This is a genomic window from Enterobacter sp. UCD-UG_FMILLET, from assembly GCF_000762975.1.
Classification (GTDB): Bacteria; Pseudomonadota; Gammaproteobacteria; order Enterobacterales; family Enterobacteriaceae; genus Enterobacter; species Enterobacter dykesii.
In genome coordinates this window covers 1-24,025 of record NZ_JRJC01000013.1, presented here as the reverse complement: position 1 = coordinate 24,025, position 24,025 = coordinate 1, and the positions used below count along the sequence as shown (strand labels likewise).

The following is a 24,025-nucleotide window of genomic DNA, read 5'->3' as shown; positions in this document are numbered from 1 at the left end:
GACCCAACTTGTGACTGTTGTTAGGCGGCCTCCGGGCCGCCATTTTTTTATTCGCGTTTCAGCCGCTTCGAATTACACAGCCAGAGGGTGATCACCAGCAGCAGGATCGCCGCCGAATAGATCAGCACGTCGAGCGGGGATTTATGATCGACGATGATCAGCCGCACTATCGCAGTGATCCCAATGTAGACAAAATAACGCAGCGGGAAGTGAAAGCCGGACTGAAAGTACTTCACAATCAGGGCGATAAATTCAAAGTAGAGAAAGTAGACCACCAGGCCTTCCACCAGCGCATATTTGCTGGTTTGTTCAGGGGCAAACAGCACATCCGCAAGATGCACCGTCTCTTTACCCAAAAAGACGACCAGTATCAGGCCAAGGCTCAACAGACCGAGGTTCAGCACGGTCTGGAGGATAGTTGAGATAAACTCAACGCGCGGGCGAGTCAGGGATGTCATACAGCACCTCATTCTCCAGGGCGAAGTTCCTGTATAACGCAAAAATGTGACGGGGATCTATATTTTTTGTTTATGTTTGACGCAATGGAGAGGATTCCCCTCTCCCCTTAGGGGAGAGGGTGAGAGGCATCAGCGGAAGTTAATGTTCTTATCGCTCGTCATGTCATACAGCTGGAACTTACGTCCAAGCTGTTGACCCCCGTCACGCGTCAGCGGCGTCCAGCCTACTGCCGCACGGCTGCGGGTTGGGCCTGACGAGAACAGATCCAGCGGAATCGACACGTAGACCCCTTTGGTGAAGTCCCCTTCCCCGTATTCGTCCGGCGAAACGTTGGTGATGGTGGCATAGCCGCCCACCACGACGCCGCTGTCGAAGTGTTTAGAGATATCCAGCGTACCGCCCTTATCGCCCGCCAGGTACTGACCAACGCTGGCTTTCACCAGCACGTCAGGCGCGAACGACGGCGTCCAGTAGGCGGTCAGATGGCCCGTTTTGACGCTGTAGTCGGTGAACTTCATCATGTCCTGCGCGCTGCGCCAGTCACGCTGCTTGACGTAGTTGGCATCAACCCCGAACGCCCAGTTGCTGTCGACAGGACGATAAAGCACTTCCGCCCCCGCGCCGCCGTACATGGTTTCCAGATACCCGCCGTACACCTGGCCGTAGAAGCCATTGCCGAAGTACTGGAAATAGTTGGCCTGCAGGTTATTCACGTAAGCATCGTTCTGCACGTATTCACGCACGCGAGTACGCACGCGCGGCAGCTGTGAGTCTTTTGGCGGGTTGGTGTAGTTGAACTTGTCGTAGTTATTAGCGATGTTGCCGAACAGGCTACCGGTGGTCAGCAGGTGGTCGGTAAGCCACAGATCCGCCGTCGCCATGACGCCCAGCTGATACATGTAGAAGTTTTCCGGCCCGCCGACGGACTGGTTCAGCACCGGATCGATATGGAAATCGAAGCGCGATTTGTCGATATACCAGCCCTGCTCGGTGGTCTCCGGCACGATCGGTTCTACGCGTTTTTGCACCAGCTCGGTTTCATGCCCGAGCGGTTCACCTTCCAGATGGCGCTTGAGGCTGGCAACGTCCGTTTCCGTCGTCACCTGCGGCAGGTTAAGGCGGTTTTCCGTCACGCGGATCGTGCGGATCCCCTCCGGCAGATCGTTCATTACGATCCGGTTAGCGCGTTCGATCCCTTCGCGCGAGTCGCGGTATTTCACCTGCTCGCCGGTCACGTACAGCGTATCGCCTTTCACCTGAATTTTCGGATCCGCCAGGCCGGCATTGTATTTCAGCAGCGTCAGCTGGTTTGCCACCACGGAGTGCTGCAGAATCGCATCCTGCGGCTCCGGCTGGTATGCAGGGCGCGCGTTATCATTGTAGTGTGGCCGCATATCGTTAAAGTTGGTGCGCAGCGTGAAGCCAAACATCACGGTGTTGCCGCGCTCGTAGCTGAGGTTAACGTCGGCCCAGTCGGTGACGCGATAAATGGCGCCGACGTTAAACTTGCTCTTCTGCTCAATCTTCCCGGCGAAGTCCTGCGAGTAGTCATTCCCTTCATATTCCAGCTTCAGGCGTAATGGCTGCCAGGGCGTTTGATACTCCACGCCGCCAAACAGCGATGCCGGACCGTGGAACATCTGGTCACCGTTGATGGAACCCGCTTTCTTATAGCTGTTATCGCGGTAGCAGTATTTATCGCTGTAGGAGCAAAACGGATTTTTCACGTTACCGCCAGTGCCCAGGTAGCCCCATCCCAGGCCGAGCGAGAAGTCGAACGGCCCCCAGGCTTTACTGGCCACGATGTATTCAGCATCAAACAGACCGGTACCACCGATATCTTTGGCGCCCACGGACACCTGCGGCATCCAGTAGCTCTCTTCCCACAGGCGCAGCTTGACGTCGAAGGCTTTATCTTTGTAGGTCTGGTCGCCGGAGAACGCATCAACGCTGCTGTACTGTTTCGTACGCACGTCGGTGTAGCGCAGCGTGGTTTCAAGCCACGGGAACAGCTGCACCGACGCCGAGTAGTAACGATACTGATCGTTATCACGGTAGTTAAGGCTAATTTCCCCTTCGCGCGCCATCCGCGCGGTGGGCGTTTGCAGCAAACCGACGCCGCCGAAGTCTGACTGAGACGGGCCAATGGGTGCCGGATACGTTTCTGCATGGCACGCGGCACTCACGCAGAGCGCCAGCATGCTGTAGAGATAGGTTCTTTTCATTATTCCGGTATCCGCTGAATCAGGGAGTGAAGGATATCGGCGTTAAGCCCGTCATACGCCTTCGTCCAGAAATGGTCGGCAAAACCGACAAAAATGATGCTGCCCGGCATAGGTTCGATATGCCGTTTATTCCAGTAAGCGACGGGGGCTTTTTGCGTGTGTCCGTCAGGGTAAACCACCCAGGCGTAGCTGTTATCGGCACCGCTCAGCAGGCTCTGCTCGTCGAGGTAGCTCGCCACGTCGCGACCGGGCGTAAAGGGCTTTTTACCCGGGCTGCTGATAAGCCCCATCACGGTCACCGTCGTCGGCTTCTCCGGCAGCCAGAGCGTATACTCCCCTTCAAGCGTGGGATTGCCCTTTTCCGTGACGCGCACTTCATCGGGATCAAGGTTCACGTTCTGACGGCCCGTCACCTTCAGCGCCTGCAGCTGCTGGCGAACGCTGTTAATGGCCGCCGCGTCGTCGCCATCCTCCTGCTCCGCTAACCCCGTCAGCCTGGCAAGGAGCGCCTTGTGCTGTTGTTCCGCTTCAGCGGTCTTCTGCCGTTCAGCGATCACTGCCCCCGGCCACCAGCTGTTGGCGAGCCTTGGCTGTCCGACGAGATCGAGCAGATGCTCAGCGTGGGTTAAGGTTTTGGGTTTTTCACTGTCCGGCGTGTAGACCTTCACAGTCCCTGCGGACCATGCCAGCGGCGCGGCAAGGCTGGCGATAAGCGCAACGTGGATGAGCGTTTTCATGATTTCGCCGCCTTGATCAGGGTGGTTTTCACCGGGAAGAATCCGGCACCGAGATACTGCAGGGACTGGCGGATCTGCCCTTCCTCGTCGATCCAGAAGCGGTTGTGCCAGGTGGCCTGGTCGGTGGTGACTTCTTCATCCAGCACGCGAACCTGCGTTTCGTCGCTGCCAACTTTCACGCTGTCCGTGCCGTCCCAGCGGAAGGTCGAGCGTGCCGTGGCGTAACGCACCTGCTTGTGCTCGGTCCAGCCCATCGTGCGCGTCCAGCCCGCGCCGTCGACGATCTGGTTCGGCTTGATCAGCGGATCGGCAGCAATATTATTCACCTCCAGCAGGTTGTCGCCGCCCAGCAGGGTTTTCACGATACGACCATGCTGCGTCACGATGGTGGCCTGATCCTGCGTCACCCATTTCTGCTGCCCGTTTTCATCGAAAGCGAGCACCACAAACAGCTGCGGGCCATCATTAAGCTGTATGTACTGACTAGCATAGGGCATGTTTTGAAGTTCGTCATCGGTCAGATGCACGCCCGGCGTGCCGAACATGCTTTCCCACAGTGAGTTTCCCAGCCCTTTGGTGGTGGCCGAGCACGCCTGCAGCAGCAGGCAAATCAGAATGATTGCAGGTCGCTTCACGACTCTTCTCCGAAGGGGCGAAATAACCACACCGAAGTGTGGTTATGATTAAAACACCCGCTATTACTGGGTGCTGGTTGTCGTGGTGGTCGTGGTTCCGGTATTGGAGCCATCACCGCCACCGGTTGCCGCCAGCGCGACACCCACGGCTGAACTTACGGTGCTGGTGCTGGCTGCGGTAGAACTACCCGCAGACGCAGACGTCGCAGCCGAACCTGCCGCTTCCCCGACCTGAACCGGAGCTGCATAGACAGATGTCGCCGCAAGCGCAGATATGGCAAAAATGCCATACAGTACTTTCTTCATAACAATTTCCCTTCAATGAATGAATGGAGATTTGCCCGAAAAGAATTTCAGGCGGAATCGAGTATACACAACTACTGCCGTGGGTTTGCCGTAAGGGGAAATAGGGAGAGGGTTTTCGGACTAATGGTTAAAATGGAAATGAAAGGCAAATAACATAAATATATAATAGATAAAAATCAATAATTTATAATATATCCATATTAATGGACCACTACGTATTTTCTTAAAATAAACCGCAGCAATTAACGGGTTAAGCGTCTTTTTCGGATTAAACTCAGATTCAGAATTTGAGTTAACTAACAGACATCAGGAATTATCCGATAAAAAAATGCCGGCATTAAGCCGGCACGTTTTCATGACGTTTTAATTACGCACGCCATGCTTTATAACGGTTGATCAAACCATTTGTCGAGCTGTCATGGCTGGCAATCGCTTTATCGTCACCCAGCTCTGGCAGAATACGGTTTGCCAGCTGTTTGCCCAGCTCAACGCCCCACTGGTCAAAGGTGAAGATGTTCAGGATGGCGCCCTGCGTGAAGATTTTGTGCTCGTACAGAGCGATCAGCGCACCCAGGCTGAACGGCGTGATTTCGCGCAGCAGGATGGAGTTGGTTGGGCGGTTGCCTTCGAACACTTTGAACGGCACCACGTGGTCCAGCGTGGCCGGGTCTTTACCCTGGTCACGGTATTCCTGCTCAACCACTTCGCGGGATTTACCGAACGCCAGCGCTTCGGTCTGCGCAAAGAAGTTCGACAGCAGCTTCGGATGGTGATCGGACAGCGGGTTATGGGTGATAGCCGGGGCGATGAAATCGCACGGTACCATTTTGGTGCCCTGGTGGATCAGCTGGTAGAAGGCATGCTGGCCGTTGGTGCCCGGCTCGCCCCAGATGATTGGGCCAGTCTGGTAATCCACCGCGTTGCCGTTACGGTCAACATACTTACCGTTGGATTCCATGTTGCCCTGCTGGAAGTAGGCTGCGAAGCGGTGCATGTACTGATCGTACGGCAGGATCGCTTCGGTTTCAGCGCCGAAGAAGTTGTTGTACCAGATACCGATCAGCGCCAGCAGCACCGGCAGGTTTTTCTCTGGTGCGGTCGTGGAGAAGTGTTTATCCATCGCGTGCGCGCCGGAGAGCAGCTCAACGAAGTTGTCGAAGCCCACGGACAGGATGATGGACAGGCCAATCGCAGACCACAGGGAGTAGCGGCCGCCAACCCAGTCCCAGAACTCGAACATGTTCGCGGTATCAATGCCAAACTCGCTGACCGCTTTACCGTTGGTAGACAGCGCCGCGAAGTGTTTCGCCACGTGCTTATTGTCGCCCGCGGTTTTCAGGAACCAGTCGCGCGCGCTGTGGGCGTTTGTCATGGTTTCCTGAGTGGTGAAGGTTTTGGACGCAACCAGGAACAGGGTGGTTTCCGGGTTCACGTTCTTCAGCACTTCGGCGATGTGGGTACCATCGACGTTAGACACAAAGTGCATATTGAGGTGATTTTTGTACGGGCGCAGCGCTTCGGTCACCATGAACGGACCGAGATCAGAACCGCCGATACCGATGTTCACCACGTCGGTGATTGCTTTGCCGGTGTAGCCTTTCCAGCTACCGGAGATGATCGCTTCGGAGAAGCTTTTCATCTTTTCCAGCACCGCGTTCACTTCCGGCATGACGTCTTTGCCGTCAACGATGATTGGCGTATTGCTACGGTTACGCAGGGCCACGTGCAGCACGGCACGGTCTTCGGTACGGTTGATCTTCTCGCCGGAGAACATGGATTTGATGGCGTCGGCAAGCTCGGTTTCTTTCGCCAGATCCTGCAGTTTTGCCAGCGTCTCTTCGGTAATGCGGTTTTTAGAGAAATCCACTAGCATCAGGTCGTCGAAGGTCGCGGAGAACTTAGAGAAACGATCGGCATCTTTCGCGAACAGATCCGCGATGGTGACGTCTTTCATTTCATCAAAATGTTTCTGGAGTGCCTGCCAGGCAGCGGTCTGCGTTGGGTTGATGTTTTTCATTAGCAATACTCTTCTGATTTGAGAATTGTGACTGCGGTCGATTGTAGCGCCTGCAAATAAAAATTGTGATGGTTTTTATGCCATTGCCCTGGCCTGCATCAAACACAGGTGAAAAGACCCGAAAAGTATAGCTGCTGAAGCGCCCTCCCGGGGCGGCGAAATGTCGGTCAAAAAGCCCTAAAACGGAGCATAAAATCTGGCGCTGTTATAAGTCCTGTTTCTCAGGGGTACCCCCCCATAAAAAATCCGCATAATCCCAGCATTGACAGGACCTCCCCCGCATTTTATTTATAGGGCCGTATTTTGCGCCTGCACCTGTTTTCGTTTCACTCTTGTGCCATGGTCGCTTATTCATTCCCTGACACGAGGTTGTTATGACGAGTTTTGTGGTCGCCAAATTTGGCGGCACCAGTGTGGCCGATTACGATGCCATGAACCGCAGCGCCGATGTGGTGCTGGCCGATCCGAATACCCGCCTGGTGGTGCTGTCTGCATCCGCCGGCGTGACGAACCTGCTGGTTTCTCTGTCTGAAGGACTGGAAGCGACAGAACGTTTCGTGAAGCTGGATGCACTGCGCAAAATTCAGTTCGACATCCTTGAACGTCTGCAGAACCCGAACGTCATCCGCGAGGAAGTGGAACGTCTGCTGGAAAATATTACCACTCTGGCAGAAGCGGCCTCTCTGGCCACCTCCACCGCCCTGACCGACGAACTGGTCAGCCACGGCGAGCTGATGTCCACCCTGCTGTTTGTTGAAATCATGCGCGAGCGTAACGTTCAGGCGCAGTGGTTTGACGTGCGTAAAGTAATGCGTACCAGCGATCGCTTTGGCCGCGCCGAGCCGGACGTCGAGGCGCTGGCGGAGCTGACCAATCAGCAGCTGGCACCGCGCCTGGCAGACGGCATCGTGGTCACCCAGGGCTTTATCGGCAGTGAAGCGAAAGGCCGCACCACCACGCTTGGTCGTGGCGGCAGCGACTACACCGCCGCGCTGCTGGGCGAAGCCCTGCATGCAACGCGCGTGGATATCTGGACTGACGTTCCGGGTATTTACACCACCGACCCGCGCGTCGTTTCTGCGGCTAAACGTATTGATGTGATCGCCTTTGAAGAAGCGGCTGAAATGGCCACCTTCGGCGCGAAAGTGCTGCACCCGGCAACGCTGCTGCCGGCCGTACGCAGCGATATTCCGGTCTTCGTGGGTTCGAGTAAAGATCCGAAAGCGGGCGGGACGCTGGTCTGCAAGAAAACCGAAAACCCACCGCTTTTCCGCGCCCTGGCCCTCCGCCGTCGCCAGACGCTGGTGACGCTCCACAGCCACAATATGCTGCATTCACGCGGTTTCCTGGCGGAAGTGTTTGGCATTCTGGCGCGCCACAATATCTCGGTGGATCTGATCACCACCTCTGAAGTGAGCATTGCGCTAACGCTGGACACAACCGGCTCGACCTCCACCGGCGACACGCTGCTGACGCAGTCGCTGCTGATTGAGCTGTCTGAGCTGTGCCGCGTGGAAGTGGAAGAAGACCTGGCGCTGGTTGCCATCATCGGCAACAAGCTGTCGCGCGCCTGCGGCGTGGGTAAAGAGGTGTTCGGCGTGCTCGACCCGTTCAGCATCCGCATGATCTGCTACGGGGCATCCAGCTATAACCTCTGCTTCCTGGTGCCTGCCGATCAGGCCGAGCAGGTCGTGCAGAAACTTCATCAGAATTTGTTTGAATAAAATTCGTTAGCACGATAAACAATACCTATAAGCCGGGCACAGACCCGGCTTTTTCATAACTAAACAACACGACAATACTGCAAGGAATCCACTATGTTATCCGCCGTTACTCGGCTGCTCCCGTTATGGGCGCTGCTGCTCTCCGTACTCGCGTATTACACCCCCGCCACGTTCACAGGCATTGGTCCGTGGGTCGCCACGCTGCTGATGCTGATCATGTTCGGTATGGGCGTGCATTTGAAAATCGACGATTTCAAGCGCGTGCTGTCTCGCCCTGCGCCCGTCGCAGCAGGGATTTTCCTGCATTACCTGGTGATGCCGCTTGCGGCGTGGCTGCTGGCGATGGCCTTTAAGATGCCGCCCGATCTCTCCGCCGGGATGGTGCTGGTGGGCAGCGTGGCCAGCGGTACGGCGTCCAACGTGATGATCTACCTGGCGAAAGGGGATGTGGCGCTCTCCGTCACCATCTCCTCCGTTTCCACGCTGGTGGGCGTGATTGCCACACCGCTGTTAACCCGTCTGTACGTGGACGCGCATATTCAGGTGGACGTGACGGGCATGCTGCTCAGCATTCTGCAGATTGTGGTGATCCCAATTGCGCTGGGGCTGGTCATTCACCATCTTTTCCCGCGCGTGGTGAAGGCCGTTGAGCCGTACCTGCCTGCGTTTTCGATGGTCTGTATTCTGGCGATCATCAGCGCCGTGGTGGCGGGTTCCGCATCGCACATCGCCTCCGTGGGCTTTGTGGTGATCGTCGCGGTGGTGCTGCATAACACTATTGGCCTGCTGGGCGGCTACTGGGGCGGGAAGCTGTTTGGTTTTGACGAATCTACCTGTCGCACGCTGGCAATCGAGGTGGGCATGCAGAACTCCGGCCTGGCGGCGGCGCTCGGTAAAATTTACTTCTCCCCGCTGGCGGCCCTGCCTGGCGCGCTGTTCTCCGTCTGGCATAACCTCTCCGGCTCGCTGCTGGCGGGCTACTGGTCCGACAAACCGATTGATGAACAAACGAAAAAAGATGCGGTGAAGCAGGGTTAATTTACGCGGCTTGCTTTACACTGAAGCCTCTCTATCAGGAGGCTTCAGCAATGGCTACACCACGTTTGACCCAGAAAGACATGACGGAAGCCGAGCAGCGTGAACTGAAAACGCTTCTCGACCGCGCCCGTATCGCACATGGCCGCACGCTGACCAACGCCGAAACCAATCAGGTGAAAAAAGAGTACATCGATAAGCTGATGGCGCAGCGTGACGCCGCGGCGAAAAAAGCCCGCAAGCTGAAAAAAGAGCAGGCTTATAAACCCGATGCAGAGGCGACCTTTTCCTGGTCCGCCGCAACGTCTACCCGTGGAAGGCGCTAATCAGCGCCCTTTCTTTTTGCGCCCCGGCTGGGTAAAGCGTTTTCCGTTACCCGGCTTGCCTCGCCCCTTATCTTCCGCCTGAGGTGCCTTCACCACCGGGCGCTTAATCGCCTGGGTTTTCGGTTTTGCTTTGGCCTTCGGCTTCGCTTCGGACGAAGAGTTCTCGATAAGCTTGAAGAGTTCAATCAGCTCGTCATCCGTTAAATCGCGCCACTCGCCCAGCGGGATGCCGGACAGGCTGACGTTCATGATGCGCGTGCGTTCCAGCTTCGTCACTTCATAACCGAAGTGCTCGCACATGCGGCGGATCTGGCGGTTTAAGCCCTGCACCAGCGTAATGCGGAACGCGAACGGCGCTTCTTTCTTCACCTTACACTTTTTCGTGACGGTACCGAGGATCGGCACCCCGGCGCCCATGCCGCGAATAAATTCGTCCGTAACCGGCTTATTCACCGTCACAATGTACTCTTTCTCGTGATCGTTACCGGCACGCAGAATTTTATTAACCAGATCGCCGTGGTTGGTGAGGAAAATCAGCCCCTGAGAGTCTTTATCCAGACGGCCAATCGGGAAGATACGGCTGCTGTGGTTCACGAAATCAACGATGTTGTCCCGCTCGCCGTCTTCCGTGGTGCTGACAATCCCAACCGGTTTGTTCAACGCGATAAACACCAGGTCTTCAGCATCGCGCGGTTCGATGACCTGACCATTCACTTTAACCACATCGCCAGGGACCACCTGGTCGCCGATGGTGGCGCGTTTGCCGTTAAGAAACACGTTACCTTGCTCAATATAACGGTCAGCTTCGCGACGTGAGCAGATCCCGCTCTCGCTAATGTATTTGTTTAATCGGGTTGATTGAGTTGGCAGCATAGTTTCTCCTGTGAAGGGCGAAATATACCTTAGGTTTGGGCCGAAAAAAAAGATTAGCCGACGGTAACTGAGACGGGTTTTCCAAGTTTACACAGCATCATGATCAGCGTATCAAGGGTAAACTTACTGGTTTTGAGGTTCACGACATCCGACACGCGGGGACGAGAGACGTTTAGCCTGGCGGCAGCGTCAGCCTGACGCAGTTTATTCTCCGCAATCCACGAGGAAATTTCCTGCATCAGTTGCCGCTTGATGGCAAGCAGCTGCTCAACCTCTTTCTCGGCGCAGTCGTGTAGCTGTTTAGCTTCACTTTCTTCAAAACCCAGTTCAGCAAAGATGTTCGTTTCTGAAGCCGTCACATGCCGAATTTTTGTATCAATACGTCTTCCCATTTTCATCCTCTCCGAGCATCAAGCACCGCCTGAAAACGTGCCTTTGCTATGTATTTATCATGGCCTGATGTCCGCTGCGTTTTCTTCTTAAAGCAATGCAGTACGTAAACAGCATCCTCGTAACGAGCCAAAAAGATAATTCGGTATGCACCCGTGTCACCGCGCAACCGTATTTCTGCAACGCCTTTGCCGATCTCTGAGATGGGCTTCCAGTCCGCTGCCTCTAATCCAGCCTGTAATCGGTGTAGCTGATATCCCGCATCCCGTCGGATTTCCTCCGGGAAGCCGAGCAAATCATCGAAGGCACTCCCCATCCATGCAATGGGCCTCATTGCTGGTCTTTCTGAAAGCATACCACATCCCTGTATAAAATTTTATACATTAAAGATCACATTGTCTTACTCCACAGGTCTGCATATGACCTGTGGAGTGACGTTACGTTTTCAGTGGAGTATGGTCACGCCTCAAGGAGAGGATCTGCGAGGCGCTTTCAGAGATTAATACTCATCCCGCTCGTCGTCTTCATCCGGCTGTTCCATCACGCTGTACGCCACCGCGCAGAACAACGAGTTGAGACGCTTCATATCCCCCAGCAGCCCCAGATGCAGGGAGCTGGTTTCGATGCTCTGCACGTTCTGCTGGTGCAGACGCTCAACGTGCGCGTGCGAGTAGCGGCGGTTCAGAATGCGGAAACGATGCTTGTTGCGACGCAGGCGACGCGCGCTCGGCACGTCGCTGGAGAAGAAGACCAGCATCGCCAGCTTGAGGTTGTTGACCAGCTGTTCGTGCAGCGCTTCCAGCTCCTTCAGGCCTTCAACGGAGAACGCACGACGCGCGGCCAGGGATTTGTCGGCGATCTCGCTGCCCATACGCTCAACGATATCCGAGGCCTGCTCAAGGTTAAGCGACATCTCGATAATTTCCGCCCAGCGGCGGGACTCCTCTTCCGCTAGCTCGTCCTGCGGCATACGCGCCAGATAAAGCTTGATGGCGGTATAGAGCACGTTGATATCGTCCGCCAGTCTGCGCAGTTCTTTCTCTTCACGCGGCTCGCCGTGCATCACCTTTTGCAGTCCTTCGAGCATGGTTTCCATTGCGTCACCCATGCGCAGCGTCTCGCGCGCGGCATTCGCCAGCGCCAGCGCCGGGGTATCCAGCGCGGACGTATCCAGGTGCTTCGGCTTCAGGCGCGCATCCAGCTCAGGTTCGTCCTGAATGAGACGTTCGCAGAAGCGGGCCATCGGCCCGGCAAAAGGCACCATCGCCAGGCAGCGCACCAGGTTGTAGAACACGTGGAAGTAGATCACCAGCTCCGCCTTCGGCAGCGGGAGATTGTCCATCAGGTTCGCCAGCGGGTGAACGAACGGCAGAATAATCAGGCTGCCCACCAGCTTAAACAGCAGGCTGCCGAGGGCCACGCGGCGGGCTGCGGCGTTGGCCGCGCTGTTATTGAGCATCGCCAGCAGGCCGGAGCCGAGGTTGGCCCCGATCACCAGACACAGCGCCACCGGGAAGGAGATCGCCCCTGTGGCGGTTAAGGTCGCCGTCAGAAGAACCGCCGCCAGGCTGGAGTAGCTGACGATGGCAAACACCGCGCCAATCAGAGCATCCAGCATAATGTCCCCGGTCAGGGAAGCGAAGATGACCTGCACGCCGTTGGCCTCGGTGATTGGCGTGACCGCCTGCACAATCAGCTCCAGCGCCAGCAGGATCAGCCCCAGGCCTATCCCTACGCGCCCGAGCTGTCCGGCGCGCGTCTGCTTGCGGCCGAGGAAGAAGATAACGCCGATAAAAATCAGCAGCGGCGACAGCCAGGAGAGATCGAAGGTCAGGACACGCGCCATCAGCGCGGTACCCACATCAGCTCCCAGCACAATGACCAGCGCCGGGGCCAGCGCCACCAGATCCTGCGCCACAAAGGAGGTGACAAGCAGGGTCGTGGCGTTACTGCTCTGAACCAGTGCCGTTACGCCAATGCCCGCGCAGAAGGCGAGCGGCTTCTTCTCAACGCTGCTGCTGAGAACGGTACGCAAGCGCGCGCCAAATACGCGCATCACGCCGGTACGGACGATATGGGTGCCCCATACGAGCAGGGCCACTGCAGAGAGCAGGTGTAACAGTGTCAGCACGGAAGGTTTTCCTCCTTATCGTTATTCATTTTCCTTAGATTCAGTATAAGGGTTTAAACGTAAGAAAGAGACAGGGCACCCAATGAGCGCCCTGTTTGTTGTAAGGAAAAGTGATTTTAGTCGGCGTCGTAGCCGAGATTTGGCGCCAGCCAGCGCTCCACTTCAGACACGCTCATGCCTTTGCGCAGGGCGTAATCTTCAATCTGATCCCGCTGCAGCTGCGCCACGGCGAAATACTTGCTGTCCGGATGGCTGAAGTACCAGCCGGAAACGGACGCCCCTGGCCACATGGCGAACGACTCGGTGAGCTTCATGCCGGTATGGGCTTCCACGTCCAGCAGCTTCCAGATGGTGCCTTTTTCGGTGTGCTCCGGGCAGGCCGGATAGCCCGGCGCCGGGCGAATGCCCTGGTAGTTTTCGCGGATCAGATCCTCATTGCTGAGGTTTTCATTCGCCGCGTAGCCCCAGTGCACCTTGCGCACGCGCTCGTGCAGGTACTCGGCGAAGGCTTCCGCGAGGCGGTCGGCAATCGCTTTCACCATGATTTTATTGTAATCATCGTGCTGCGCTTCGAACGCGTCCGCCAGCGCGTCTTCTTCCAGACCGCCCGTCACGGCAAAAGCGCCGATATAATCGGCCTTACCGCTTAACTTAGGTGCGACGAAATCGGCCAGGCAGTAGTTGGCAAAGCCTACTTTCTCGGTTTGCTGGCGCAGATGGCGGCTGACTGCCAGCACGTGGGTGCGGGTTTCATCGCGGTAAATTTCAACGTCGTCGCCCACGCGGTTGGCCGGAAACAGGCCCACCACGCCGCGCGGGTTAAGGGTTTTCTCCGCGCTCAGCGTGTCGAGCATGTCGTTGGCGTCTTTAAACAGGCGCTTCGCCTCCTCGCCAACCACCTCATCCTCCAGGATACGAGGATATTTGCCCGCCAGCGACCAGGTCATAAAGAACGGCGTCCAGTCGATGTAGTTGCGCAGCGTTTCGATGCTGGCGCTGACCTCCTGAACGCCCAGGCGATGCGCGACCGGTGGCGTGTAGCTCGACCAGTCAAACGCCAGATCGTTGTCGCGCGCCGCCTGAAGCGAAACTGGCGGCGTGCGCGGTTTCTTGCGCCCGTGCTGGATGCGAACGGTTTCGTACTCTTTGCGGGTGCGCTCAACAAACTCGTCGCGCTGTGTGTCGGAGAGCAGCGCGGAGACCACGCCCACCGTGCGCGAGGCGTTCTGCACGTAGACCGTCGGCCCGCTGTAGTTCTGCTCGATTTTCACCGCCGTGTGCGCTTTCGAGGTGGTCGCCCCGCCAATCAGCAGTGGAATGGTGAAGCCCTGTCGCTCCATCTCTTTTGCCACGTTGACCATTTCGTCCAGCGACGGCGTAATAAGCCCGGAGAGGCCAATCAGGTCAGCATTCACTTCGCGCGCGGTCTTGAGGATTTTGTCCGCCGGGACCATCACGCCAAGGTCGATAATTTCGTAGTTATTACACTGCAGCACTACGCCGACGATATTCTTGCCGATGTCGTGCACGTCGCCCTTCACGGTGGCGATAACCATCTTGCCGTTGCTGGAGCCTTTCTCTTTGCTGGCTTCGATGTAGGGCTCAAGATACGCTACCGCCTGCTTCATCACGCGGGCGGATTTCACCACCTGCGGCAGGAACATTTTGCCCTCGCCGAACAGATCGCCGACCACGTTCATGCCGTCCATCAGCGGACCTTCGATCACCTCAATCGGGCGGGCTGCCTGCTGGCGCGCCTCTTCGGTATCAAGCTCGATAAATTCGGTGATGCCTTTGACCAGCGAGTATTCCAGACGCTTTTTTACGTCCCAGGAACGCCACTCGGCCTGCTGAACATTTGCCGCCTCATCCGATTTGCTGCCGCGGTATTTCTCCGCCAGGTCCAGCATGCGCTCGGTGGCGTCGTCGCGACGGTTAAGGATCACGTCCTCTACGGCATCGCGCAGCTCTGCGGGCAGGTCGTCGTAAATCGCCAGTTGGCCGGCGTTAACGATCCCCATGTCCATGCCGTTGCGGATGGCGTAGTAGAGGAACACGGCGTGGATCGCCTCACGCACCGGGTCGTTACCGCGGAACGAGAACGACACGTTTGATACGCCGCCGGAGATCAGCGCGTGCGGCAGCTCGCGCTTGATGTCCTCACATGCCCCGATAAAGTCCTGAGCGTAGTTGTTGTGCTCTTCAATCCCGGTCGCGACGGCGAAGATATTCGGGTCAAAGATAATGTCTTCCGGCGGGAAGCCCACCTCTTCGGTCAAAATCTTGTACGCGCGGCGGCATATCTCAATTTTGCGCTCGCGGGTATCCGCCTGGCCCACTTCGTCGAAGGCCATGACCACCACGGCGGCACCGTAGCGGCGGACCATCTTCGCGTGGTGGATAAAGATATCAACGCCCTCTTTCATCGAGATAGAGTTGACGATGCCTTTACCCTGGATGCACTTCAGCCCTTTTTCGATGACTCCCCATTTGGACGAGTCGATCATGATCGGCACGCGGGCGATGTCCGGCTCACCGGCAATCAGGTTGAGGAAACGCACCATCGCCGCTTCGGCGTCGAGCATCCCCTCATCCATGTTGATATCGATAATCTGCGCGCCGCTTTCCACCTGCTGGCGGGCAACGTCCAGCGCTTCACTGTATTTCTCTTCTTTAATCAGGCGCTTGAACTTTGCCGAACCGGTGACGTTAGTACGCTCACCCACGTTCACAAACAGGCTGTCGTCGCCGATGGTCAACGGCTCCAGGCCGGAAAGGCGACAGGCAACCGGAAGCTCGGGCAGCTTGCGCGGCGGCAGACCGGCGACGGCGTTGCTCATGGCCGCGATGTGCTCCGGCGTGGTGCCGCAGCAGCCGCCAACGATGTTCAGGAAGCCAGACTCGGCCCACTCGCGGATTTGCGCCGCCATGGTGTCGGCATCGAGATCGTATTCACCGAACGCGTTCGGCAGACCGGCGTTCGGGTGGGCGGTGACGTAGCATTCCGCGATGCGGGAAAGTTCCTGCACGTACTGGCGCAGCTCATCAGGCCCCAGCGCGCAGTTCAGGCCAAAGGAGAGCGCTTCGGCGTGGCGCAGGGAGTTATAAAACGCTTCGGTGGTCTGACCGGACAGGGTACGGCCGGAGGCGTCGGTGATGGTGCCGGAAATCATGATCGGCAGGTCAACGCCCAGCGCCTCGAACTCCTCTTTCACCGCGTAAATCGCGGCCTTGGCGTTGAGGGTGTCGAATACGGTTTCAATCAGGATCAGATCGGAACCGCCTTCCACCAGCGCTCTGGTCGATTCCCGGTAGGCCGCAACCAGCTGATCGAATGTGATATTACGAAACGCCGGGTCGTTGACGTCCGGTGAAATCGACGCGGTGCGGTTCGTCGGGCCAAGCACCCCCGCAACGTAGCGAGGCTTGTCCGGCGTGCGGGCCGTCCACTCGTCGGCGCAGGCGCGCGCCAGCTTCGCGGCTTCCAGGTTGATTTCCGCCGACAGGGATTCCATCTGGTAATCCGCCATGGCGATGGTTGTCGAGTTGAAGGTGTTGGTTTCAACGATATCCGCACCCGCTTCGAAGTAGGCGTTGTGGATATCCTTAATGACGGACGGCTTGCTGAGCACCAGCAGGTCGTTGTTCCCTTTCAGGTCGCAGGGCCAGTCGGCAAAGCGTTCGCCGCGGAAATCGTCTTCACTCAGACGATACCCCTGGATCATGGTGCCCATGCCGCCGTCCAGCACCAGAATTCGTTCATTTAACTGCGCACGCAGTTGCTCTACTTTGCTGCTCACACTTGCTCCCGACAACGCTCAACAAGGCCAAAAGGCTGCGTTCCATACTGGCACAATCTCGTAGGGTGGAAAAGCCGCACAGCGGTAACATGAGACATGTTCACCATCACTCCTCCGATCAGTCAGGATAACGGTTGCAAATTCACCAAATAAAACGAAAATGATTTCCACGATACAGAAAAAGGAGATCGTCATGGTCGCGACCGTTCCCGCTAAACGCGGCAGAAAACCTGCTGCCACCACCGCCGCCACACAACAGGGCGGACAGGTTCAATCGCTCACGCGCGGTTTGAAGCTGCTGGAGTGGATAGCCGAGTCGCACGGCAGCGTGGCCCTGACGGAGCTGGCCCAGCAGGCTGGCCTGCCGAACTCCACGACGCATCGCCTGCTGACCACCATGCAGCAGCTGGGCTTTGTCCGCCAGGTCGGCGAGCTGGGACACTGGGCGGTGGGCGCGCATGCGTTTATCGTCGGCAGCAGCTTCCTGCAGAGCCGCAACCTGCTGGCGATTGTGCACCCGATTCTGCGCAAGCTTATGGAGGAGTCCGGCGAGACCGTAAACCTGGCGGTGCTGGACCAGAGCGACCACCAGGCGATTATCATCGACCAGGTGCAGTGCACGCAGCTGATGCGCATGTCCGCACCGATTGGCGGCAAGCTGCCGATGCATGCCTCCGGGGCGGGGAAAGCGTTTCTCTCGCAGCTAAGCGAAGAGCAGGTGACGGGGCTGCTGCACCGTAAAGGGCTGCACGCCTATACTCACGCCACGCTGGTATCGCCCGTGCATCTGAAAGAAGATCTGGCCCTGACCCGCAAGCGCGGCTATTCGTTTGATGATGAAGAACATGCCCTGGGCCTGCGCTGCCTCGCGTCCTGCATTTTTGACGAGCACCGCGAGCCGTTTGCCGCCATCTCCATCTCCGGTCCGATTTCGCGCATGACCGACGACCGCGTGACCGAGCTGGGCGCGCTGGTGATTAAGGCGGCGAAAGAGGTGACGCTGGCGTACGGTGGGATTCGTTAAGATTGAGGCGGCCTGATGCCCTCACCCCGGCCCTCTCCCACAGGGAGAGGGAGGAAACCTGATGCAAAACCGCTGTTTACGTCGGTAAGCGTACACATCTTCCACATGCCCGTTTTTGATCCGCATTTGCAGCCCGCGCCAGTAGCTGGCGCGGAACAGATCCTCATGCATTTCTTCGAATAGCGGCCCGATGCGCGGGTCAGCGCACAGCCAGTGGCGAAACTCCTCCGGAAACACATCGCCCGGCGAGACGCTGTACCACGGCTCGCCGGACAGCTCATCTTCCGGGTAGCGGGGCGGTGGTATATCGCGGAAGTTCACCTCGGTCATGTAGCAAATTTCATCGTAATCGTAGAATACCACCCGCCCGTGACGGGTGACGCCGAAGTTTTTAAACAGCATGTCGCCCGGGAAAATATTGGCGGCGGCAAGCTGGCGAATCGCGTTGCCGTATTCTTCAATGGCATCCCGCAGTGCCTGACCTTCGGACTGCTCAAGCCAGATATTTAGCGGCACCATGCGGCGTTCGATGTAGAGATGGCTAATCACGATTTTATCACCCAGATCGGTGATTTTCGCGGGCGCTTCCTGCATTAACAGCGCCATGAGCGCCGGGTCGATCTGCTGTTTATCCAGCACAAAGTTTTCGAACTCCTGGGTATCCGCCATGCGCCCGACGCGATCGTGCTCTTTCACCAGCTGATAGCAGGCGCGAACGTGCGCGGCGGTCATCTCTTTCTGCGGCGCGAATCTGTCTTTAATCACCTTAAAGACCCGGTCGAAACCCGGCAGCGTAAACACCAGCATCACCATGCCGCGAATACCGGGCGCTTCGATAAACTGCTCATCGGCGGCAGTGACATAGCGCAGGTACTCCCGGTAGCTTTCCGTTTTGGCGTGCTTCTGGCAACCAATCGCCATATACAGCTCGGCGGTGGTTTTGCCCGGCAGGATCTCACGCAGCCACTCCACCAGGGCGGCAGGCAGCGGAGCGTATACCATGAAATAGGAGCGGGCGAAGCCAAACACAATGCTGGCCTCGGCGCTGGTGGTCAGGCAGGTATCGACAAACAGTTCCCCGTCGTCGGTACGGTGAATGGGCAGCAGAAACGGCACAATGGCAGTCGGCGTAACCAGTTTGCCCACCAGCCAGGCGGCTTTATTGCGGTAGAAAAGCTCGTTGGCCACCTGCAAATGGCTATGGCTGAGCACCTCCGCGCCGAAGGTTTCGTTGAGATGCGCGTGGATATAACCGATATCCCGGGTTTTATTCTCCCAGGGCAGTCGCAGCGGCAGATCCGTTAGCACGCGGTGCAGGAGCTTTTCCCATCCTCGATCGGGAAAGAAATCTTTCGCCAGCGGACGGGGAATGGTTCGAAAGCGTCGCTCGGGCTGGGAGCTGAAGATAAATAACCGCTCAGGAGATAGTGAGCGGTGGTCAAATAACCGGCAATAGACGGAGTTGAAAAAGCTCTCCGCAATCTCGAAGCGCGGGTAATCGGGTAACAAATGGGTGTAGTGCTCCTTCACGCGCAGTAAAAATTCCGCGTCCGGGCTTTTACCGTCGGTAATACAGCGCAGCTGCTCCACCACCAGACCAACGTGGTGGTCATAGAGATGGATACGCTGCTTCATGGCCTGCTGAACCGCATGCCAGTCTGCATGTTCGAAGCGCTGCTGCGCGCCGGATGTTACTTCAAGAAAACGACCATACTGGGCATCGAAGCCCTGCAAAATAGTTTGGGCAATCAGCAATTCCAGGCCACGCGACATATATTCCCCCTCACCCCAACCCTCTCCCCGAGAGGGGAGAGGGGGAAAAGATTAGAACTGTGCTTCTTCCGTTGAACCCGTTAAGGCGGTGACGGAGGAGGTGCCGCCCTGAATGATGGTCGTCACGTTATCGAAGTAGCCAGTTCCCACCTCCTGCTGGTGAGACACAAAGGTATAACCGTCTTTACCCGCCGCAAACTCCGGCTGCTGCACCTTCTCAACGTAGTGTTTCATGCCCTCACCCTGCGCATAGGCGTGCGCCAGGTCGAACATGTTGAACCACATGCTGTGGATGCCTGCCAGGGTAATGAACTGGTATTTGTAGCCCATGTCGGACAGCTGCTGCTGGAAGCTGGCGATGGTTTTGTCATCCAGCTTTTTCTGCCAGTTAAATGACGGCGAGCAGTTGTAGGCCAGCAGTTTGCCCGGGTATTTCGCGTGGATGGCGTCGGCAAAGCGTTTTGCCAGCGCCAGATCCGGCGTAGACGTTTCACACCAGACCAGGTCCGCGTACGGCGCGTACGCCAGACCGCGGCTAATTGCCTGCTCGATACCCGCGTGGGTACGATAGAAGCCTTCACTGGTGCGCTCGCCGGTGATGAACTCGCTGTCGTACGGGTCGCAGTCAGAGGTGATCAGGTCCGCCGCGTCCGCATCGGTACGGGCAATCACCAGCGTCGGCACGCCGAGCACGTCAGCAGCCAGACGCGCGGCAACCAGCTTCTGTACGGCTTCCTGTGTAGGAACCAGCACCTTACCGCCCATGTGTCCGCATTTTTTCACTGACGCCAGCTGGTCTTCGAAGTGAACGGCCGCTGCACCGGCCTCAATCATCGATTTCATCAGCTCGAAGGCGTTCAGCACGCCGCCGAAGCCCGCTTCCGCATCCGCGACGATCGGCAGGAAATAGTCAATAAAGCGCGGATCGTTGGGTTCGATACCGGCGGCCCACTGGATCTGATCCGCTCGACGGAAGGTATTGTTGATCCGATCCACCACCGACGGCACGGAGTTCGCCGGATAGAGCGACTGATCCGGGTACATGCTGGACGCCAGGTTAGCATCCGCCGCAACCTGCCAGCCGGAGAGGTAGATAGCTTCAATACCGGCCTTCGCCTGCTGCAGCGCCTGACCGCCGGTCAGCGCACCGAGGCTGTTGATGTAGCCCTTTTTAGAGCCACCGTGCAGCAGCTTCCACATTTTCGCCGCACCGTTCTGTGCCAGCGTGCATTCCGGATTGACCGAGCCGCGTAATTTCACCACTTCCTCCGCGCTGTAAGGACGGCGGATGCCTTCCCAGCGAGGCTGTGTCCACTCTTTCTTCAACTCTTCGATTTGTTGGGTACGGGTTTTCATGTGCAGATGCTCCATATTGTTATGTGGTGAGTTACGCCAGGAAGCGGTAGCCCGGCAGGGTCAGGAAGTCGATTAAGTCATCTGATGTGGTGATTTGCTCCATCAGGCGCGCAGCGTCGTCAAAACGCCCGCTGCTGAAGCGGTGTTCGCCCAGCTCGTCCTGGATCACCCGCATCTCTTCGGCCAGCATCTGGCGGAACAGGGATTTGGTCACCGGCTTGCCGTTGCTGAGCGTTTTTTGATGGTGGATCCACTGCCAGATGGAGGTACGTGAGATCTCCGCCGTCGCGGCATCTTCCATCAGTCCATAGATAGGCACACAGCCGTTGCCGGAGATCCACGCTTCGATGTACTGGACCGCGACGCGAATATTGGCACGCATGCCCTCTTCCGTACGCTCGCCCGCGCACGGAGCCAGCAGCTGTTCTTCAGCCGTTGGGGCATCGTCTTCACGCGTGACAAACAGCTGGTTTTTGTTGTCGCCGAGAACGCGGTTGAAAACCTCCATCGCCGTATCGGCAAGGCCAGGATGGGCAATCCACGTGCCGTCGTGACCGTTACGGGCTTCAAGCTCTTTGTCGGCCTTCACCTTGTTGAGCACCTGATTGTTGCGCTCTGCGTCTTTGCTCGGGATAAATGCCGCCATGCCGCCCATCGCAAAGGCGCCGCGCTTGTGACAGGTTTTGATCAGCAGACGCGAGTAGGCACTCAGGAACGGTTTATCCATGGTCACAACCTGGCGATCCGGCAGTACGCGGTCGGGGTAGTTTTTCAGGGTTTTGATGTAGCTGAAAATATAGTCCCAGCGTCCACAGTTCAGGCCGACAATGTGGTCGCGCAGGGCGTGCAGAATTTCATTCATCTGGAACACGGCTGGCAGCGTTTCAATCAGCAGCGTGGCCTTGATGGTACCGCGCGGCAGGTTGAAACGATCTTCCGCGTAGCTGAACACTTCGCTCCACCAGGCCGCTTCCTGCCAGGCCTGCGTTTTTGGCAGATAGAAATAGGGACCGCTGCCTTTAGCCAGGAGGGCTTTGTAGTTGTGGAAGAAATAAAGTGCGAAATCAAACAGGCTGCCCGGAATGGCTTCCCCACGCCAGGTGACATGTTTTTCAGGCAGGTGCAGACCGCGTACGCGACAGATCAGCACCGCCGGGTTCGGTTTGAGCTGGTAAATTTTGCCGGCTTCGTTGGTATAGCTGATGGTGCCGTTCACGGCGTCGCGCAGGTTGATCTGCCCGTCGATAACTTTGTTCCAGTCTGGCGCCAGTGAATCTTCAAAATCGGCCATGAAGACCTTAACGTTGGCATTCATGGCGTTGATCACCATTTTGCGCTCTACCGGACCAGTGATCTCAACGCGACGATCCTGTAAATCTTCAGGGATGCCGCGGATTTTCCACTCGCCACGTCGAATGGAAGCGGTTTCCGAAATGAATCCAGGCAACTTGCCATCGTCAATTTCCTGCTGCTGATGAATACGTGCCGCCAGCAGCTTATTGCGCTGTGGCGTAAAGCGGGTCACCAGTTCAGTCAGAAATTCTACCGCTTCCGCCGTCAAAACCTGCTGTTCTTGCTCGCCATACGGCTGGGTAAAGGCCAGTTCATCGACCGTCGTTGCCTGTTGAGTCATTACTCTGCTCCTCATCAAAGATCCAAAATGCCGCCCCCGATGCGAACGAAAGATCGTTGGGTAGTTTTCGCTCAGCAGAATTAAGACTATCTATATTTTTTCCAAAATCAAAAACAATTTCCATTTTAATTGCTAATTGCAATTAATTTATTGATTTTATTGAGATTAAAGTTTTATCGAATGGTGAGTGACATTTCGGAAATAAAAAAGGCACCCGAAGGTGCCTGATTTGAATAGCTGAAACGCTTTAGGATCGTTTAGGGCAGAAGATTACTCCAGCGTCGGATTCATGTGTCGCAGATCGTATGGCGTGATCTGGTAGACGTAATAGTTGAGCCAGTTAGTGAAAAGCAAATTCCCGTGACTGCGCCAGGTTGCTCTCGGTTTGTTCTGCGGATCGTCTTTCGGGAAATAGTTGTACGGTACATCCGGATTAAGACCCGCTTCGACATCACGGAAATACTCTGACGCGAGAGTATGCGGATCGTATTCAGGATGCCCGGTCACAAAAGCAATGCGTTTATCCTTGCTGGCAAACAGGTAAGCATCCCCGTCTTCCGTTTCGGCCAGGATCTCCAGATCGGTGTAATCACGAATCAGCTGGGCAGGGAAATCGGCGTAGCGAGAATGCGGGGCCAGGAAGGAGTCATCGAAACCGCGCGTCAGCAACGCATGCGGTTGAAGAATGTGGTGTTCGTATACGCCGGAGAGCTTTTCAGTACGGGTTTGCTTGGGGATGCCATAAAGAATATTCAGCGCGGCTTGTACCGCCCAACAGACAAACAATGTGGAGGTAACGTGATCTTTTGCCCACTCCAGAACCTGTTTGATCTGCGGCCAGTAAGCGACATCGTTAAATTCCACCAGACCGAGCGGCGCGCCGGTCACAATCAGCCCGTCGAAGTTTTCCCCCTGAATGTCATCAAAGTTGCAGTAGAAGTTATTCAGGTGCTCAGCAGGCGTGTTACGCGACTCGCGGGCATCGATTCGCAGCAGCTGAATATCGACCTGCAGCGGGGAGTTCGACAGAAGACGCAGGAACTGGTTTTCTGTTTCGATCTTTTTTGGCATCAGATTGAGAATAAGCACCTTCAGCGGGCGAATTTCCTGACCTGTCGCACGCGAAGCCGTCATGACGAAGACGTTTTCTTCACGCAAGAAATTGACGGCTGGTAGCTCGTCCTGCACCCGAATCGGCATAACTTTATATCCTCACAGCATACGTATAAACGTTTAGACATCCAGACAGCTAACGATACCCAGAAACGATTGGAAAGTCGAGTCTGCATGTCCAAGGTGAGAAAGTTTCAGGAACAGGGGGAGGAGAAAAACAAAAGCAAAAAACCCCGCACCTTACGGTACGGGGTTCTTCTGATTGATGCCTGGCAGTTCCCTACTCTCACATGGGGAGACCCCACACTACCATCGGCGCTACGGCGTTTCACTTCTGAGTTCGGCATGGGGTCAGGTGGGACCACCGCGCTAAAGCCGCCAGGCAAATTCTGTTAATCTGTATCAAAGCTGAAATTTGATTGTCTGTCTCTTCGCCAAAACACCTTCGGCGTTGTAAGGTTAAGCCTC

Annotated in this window: 19 protein-coding genes and 1 rRNA gene; 4 read left to right on the top strand and 16 right to left on the bottom strand. The window is 56.6% G+C overall.

What is annotated here, in order from left to right; all coding sequences use genetic code 11:
* Positions 1–47 precede the first annotated feature (47 nt).
* The 6 genes from psiE to pgi form a co-directional block, all read right to left on the bottom strand.
* Positions 48–458, bottom strand: coding sequence for a phosphate-starvation-inducible protein PsiE (gene psiE / locus LA04_RS06390; protein ID WP_000202963.1), 411 nt, complete (start codon positions 456–458; stop codon positions 48–50).
* Positions 459–587: 129 nt separating this feature from the next.
* Positions 588–2,684 carry a YjbH domain-containing protein gene (locus LA04_RS06385; RefSeq protein ID WP_047650902.1) on the bottom strand — a complete coding sequence of 699 codons (2,097 nt, stop codon included), beginning with the start codon at positions 2,682–2,684 and terminating at the stop codon, positions 588–590.
* Positions 2,684–3,421, bottom strand: coding sequence for a capsule biosynthesis GfcC family protein (locus LA04_RS06380; protein WP_023309999.1), 738 nt, complete (start codon positions 3,419–3,421; stop codon positions 2,684–2,686). Before LA04_RS06380 ends, LA04_RS06385 begins: the two co-directional genes overlap by 1 nt.
* Positions 3,418–4,056, bottom strand: a complete 639-nt coding sequence (locus LA04_RS06375) for a YjbF family lipoprotein (RefSeq protein ID WP_047650901.1) — start codon at positions 4,054–4,056, stop codon at positions 3,418–3,420. Before LA04_RS06375 ends, LA04_RS06380 begins: the two co-directional genes overlap by 4 nt.
* A gap of 63 nt (positions 4,057–4,119) precedes the next feature.
* Positions 4,120–4,362, bottom strand: a complete 243-nt coding sequence (yjbE, locus tag LA04_RS06370; protein WP_013095034.1) for an exopolysaccharide production protein YjbE — start codon at positions 4,360–4,362, stop codon at positions 4,120–4,122.
* Positions 4,363–4,729: 367 nt separating this feature from the next.
* Entirely contained in the window at positions 4,730–6,379 is a 1,650-nt protein-coding gene (pgi, locus tag LA04_RS06365) for a glucose-6-phosphate isomerase (protein ID WP_047650900.1), read from the bottom strand.
* A 374-nt stretch (positions 6,380–6,753) separates the two neighbouring features.
* Here pgi and lysC point away from each other — a divergent pair, with 374 nt between their 5' ends.
* The 3 genes from lysC (at position 6,754) to LA04_RS06350 (ending at position 9,464) form a co-directional block, all read left to right on the top strand.
* Positions 6,754–8,103, top strand: a complete 1,350-nt coding sequence (lysC, locus tag LA04_RS06360; protein WP_047650899.1) for a lysine-sensitive aspartokinase 3 — start codon at positions 6,754–6,756, stop codon at positions 8,101–8,103.
* A 93-nt stretch (positions 8,104–8,196) separates the two neighbouring features.
* Positions 8,197–9,141: a ketopantoate/pantoate/pantothenate transporter PanS gene (gene panS, locus LA04_RS06355; protein ID WP_047650898.1), complete on the top strand. Its 945-nt coding sequence runs from the start codon at positions 8,197–8,199 to the stop codon at positions 9,139–9,141.
* Positions 9,142–9,191: 50 nt separating this feature from the next.
* On the top strand, positions 9,192–9,464 hold the full coding sequence (locus LA04_RS06350) for a DUF3811 domain-containing protein (RefSeq protein ID WP_047650897.1): 273 nt from the start codon (positions 9,192–9,194) through the stop codon (positions 9,462–9,464).
* On the opposite strand, the gene rluF is transcribed toward LA04_RS06350, so the two are convergent.
* The 5 genes from rluF to metH form a co-directional block, all read right to left on the bottom strand.
* The gene (gene rluF, locus LA04_RS06345) at positions 9,465–10,337 is read right to left on the bottom strand and encodes a 23S rRNA pseudouridine(2604) synthase RluF (RefSeq protein WP_023309993.1); all 873 of its coding nucleotides are present in this window, start codon (positions 10,335–10,337) and stop codon (positions 9,465–9,467) included.
* Positions 10,338–10,390: 53 nt separating this feature from the next.
* Positions 10,391–10,729 (bottom strand): helix-turn-helix domain-containing protein, encoded by a 339-nt coding sequence (locus tag LA04_RS06340; protein ID WP_047650917.1) that lies wholly within the window; start codon positions 10,727–10,729, stop codon positions 10,391–10,393.
* Positions 10,730–10,731: 2 nt separating this feature from the next.
* Positions 10,732–11,082 (bottom strand): type II toxin-antitoxin system RelE/ParE family toxin, encoded by a 351-nt coding sequence (locus tag LA04_RS06335; protein WP_047650896.1) that lies wholly within the window; start codon positions 11,080–11,082, stop codon positions 10,732–10,734.
* A gap of 144 nt (positions 11,083–11,226) precedes the next feature.
* Complete coding sequence (locus LA04_RS06330) at positions 11,227–12,858, bottom strand: Na/Pi cotransporter family protein (protein WP_047650895.1); 1,632 nt, start codon at positions 12,856–12,858, stop codon at positions 11,227–11,229.
* Between the two features lie 116 nt (positions 12,859–12,974).
* Complete coding sequence (gene metH / locus LA04_RS06325; RefSeq protein ID WP_047650894.1) at positions 12,975–16,658, bottom strand: methionine synthase; 3,684 nt, start codon at positions 16,656–16,658, stop codon at positions 12,975–12,977.
* Between the two features lie 193 nt (positions 16,659–16,851).
* On the opposite strand from metH, the gene iclR reads away from it, so the two are divergent.
* Positions 16,852–17,682, top strand: coding sequence for a glyoxylate bypass operon transcriptional repressor IclR (iclR, locus tag LA04_RS06320; protein WP_126331118.1), 831 nt, complete (start codon positions 16,852–16,854; stop codon positions 17,680–17,682).
* Positions 17,683–17,703: 21 nt separating this feature from the next.
* Here iclR and aceK read toward each other — a convergent pair whose 3' ends face one another.
* The 5 genes from aceK to rrf form a co-directional block, all read right to left on the bottom strand.
* A complete protein-coding gene (gene aceK, locus LA04_RS06315) occupies positions 17,704–19,455 on the bottom strand; it encodes a bifunctional isocitrate dehydrogenase kinase/phosphatase (protein WP_047650892.1) in 1,752 nt (583 codons plus the stop codon).
* Between the two features lie 51 nt (positions 19,456–19,506).
* Positions 19,507–20,811: an isocitrate lyase gene (gene aceA, locus LA04_RS06310; RefSeq protein WP_023334117.1), complete on the bottom strand. Its 1,305-nt coding sequence runs from the start codon at positions 20,809–20,811 to the stop codon at positions 19,507–19,509.
* Between the two features lie 31 nt (positions 20,812–20,842).
* Positions 20,843–22,444 carry a malate synthase A gene (gene aceB, locus LA04_RS06305; protein WP_047650891.1) on the bottom strand — a complete coding sequence of 534 codons (1,602 nt, stop codon included), beginning with the start codon at positions 22,442–22,444 and terminating at the stop codon, positions 20,843–20,845.
* A 270-nt stretch (positions 22,445–22,714) separates the two neighbouring features.
* Positions 22,715–23,644, bottom strand: coding sequence for a homoserine O-acetyltransferase MetA (gene metA, locus LA04_RS06300; protein WP_047650890.1), 930 nt, complete (start codon positions 23,642–23,644; stop codon positions 22,715–22,717).
* Positions 23,645–23,824: 180 nt separating this feature from the next.
* Positions 23,825–23,940 (bottom strand): 5S ribosomal RNA (gene rrf, locus LA04_RS06295).
* Positions 23,941–24,025 lie beyond the last annotated feature (85 nt).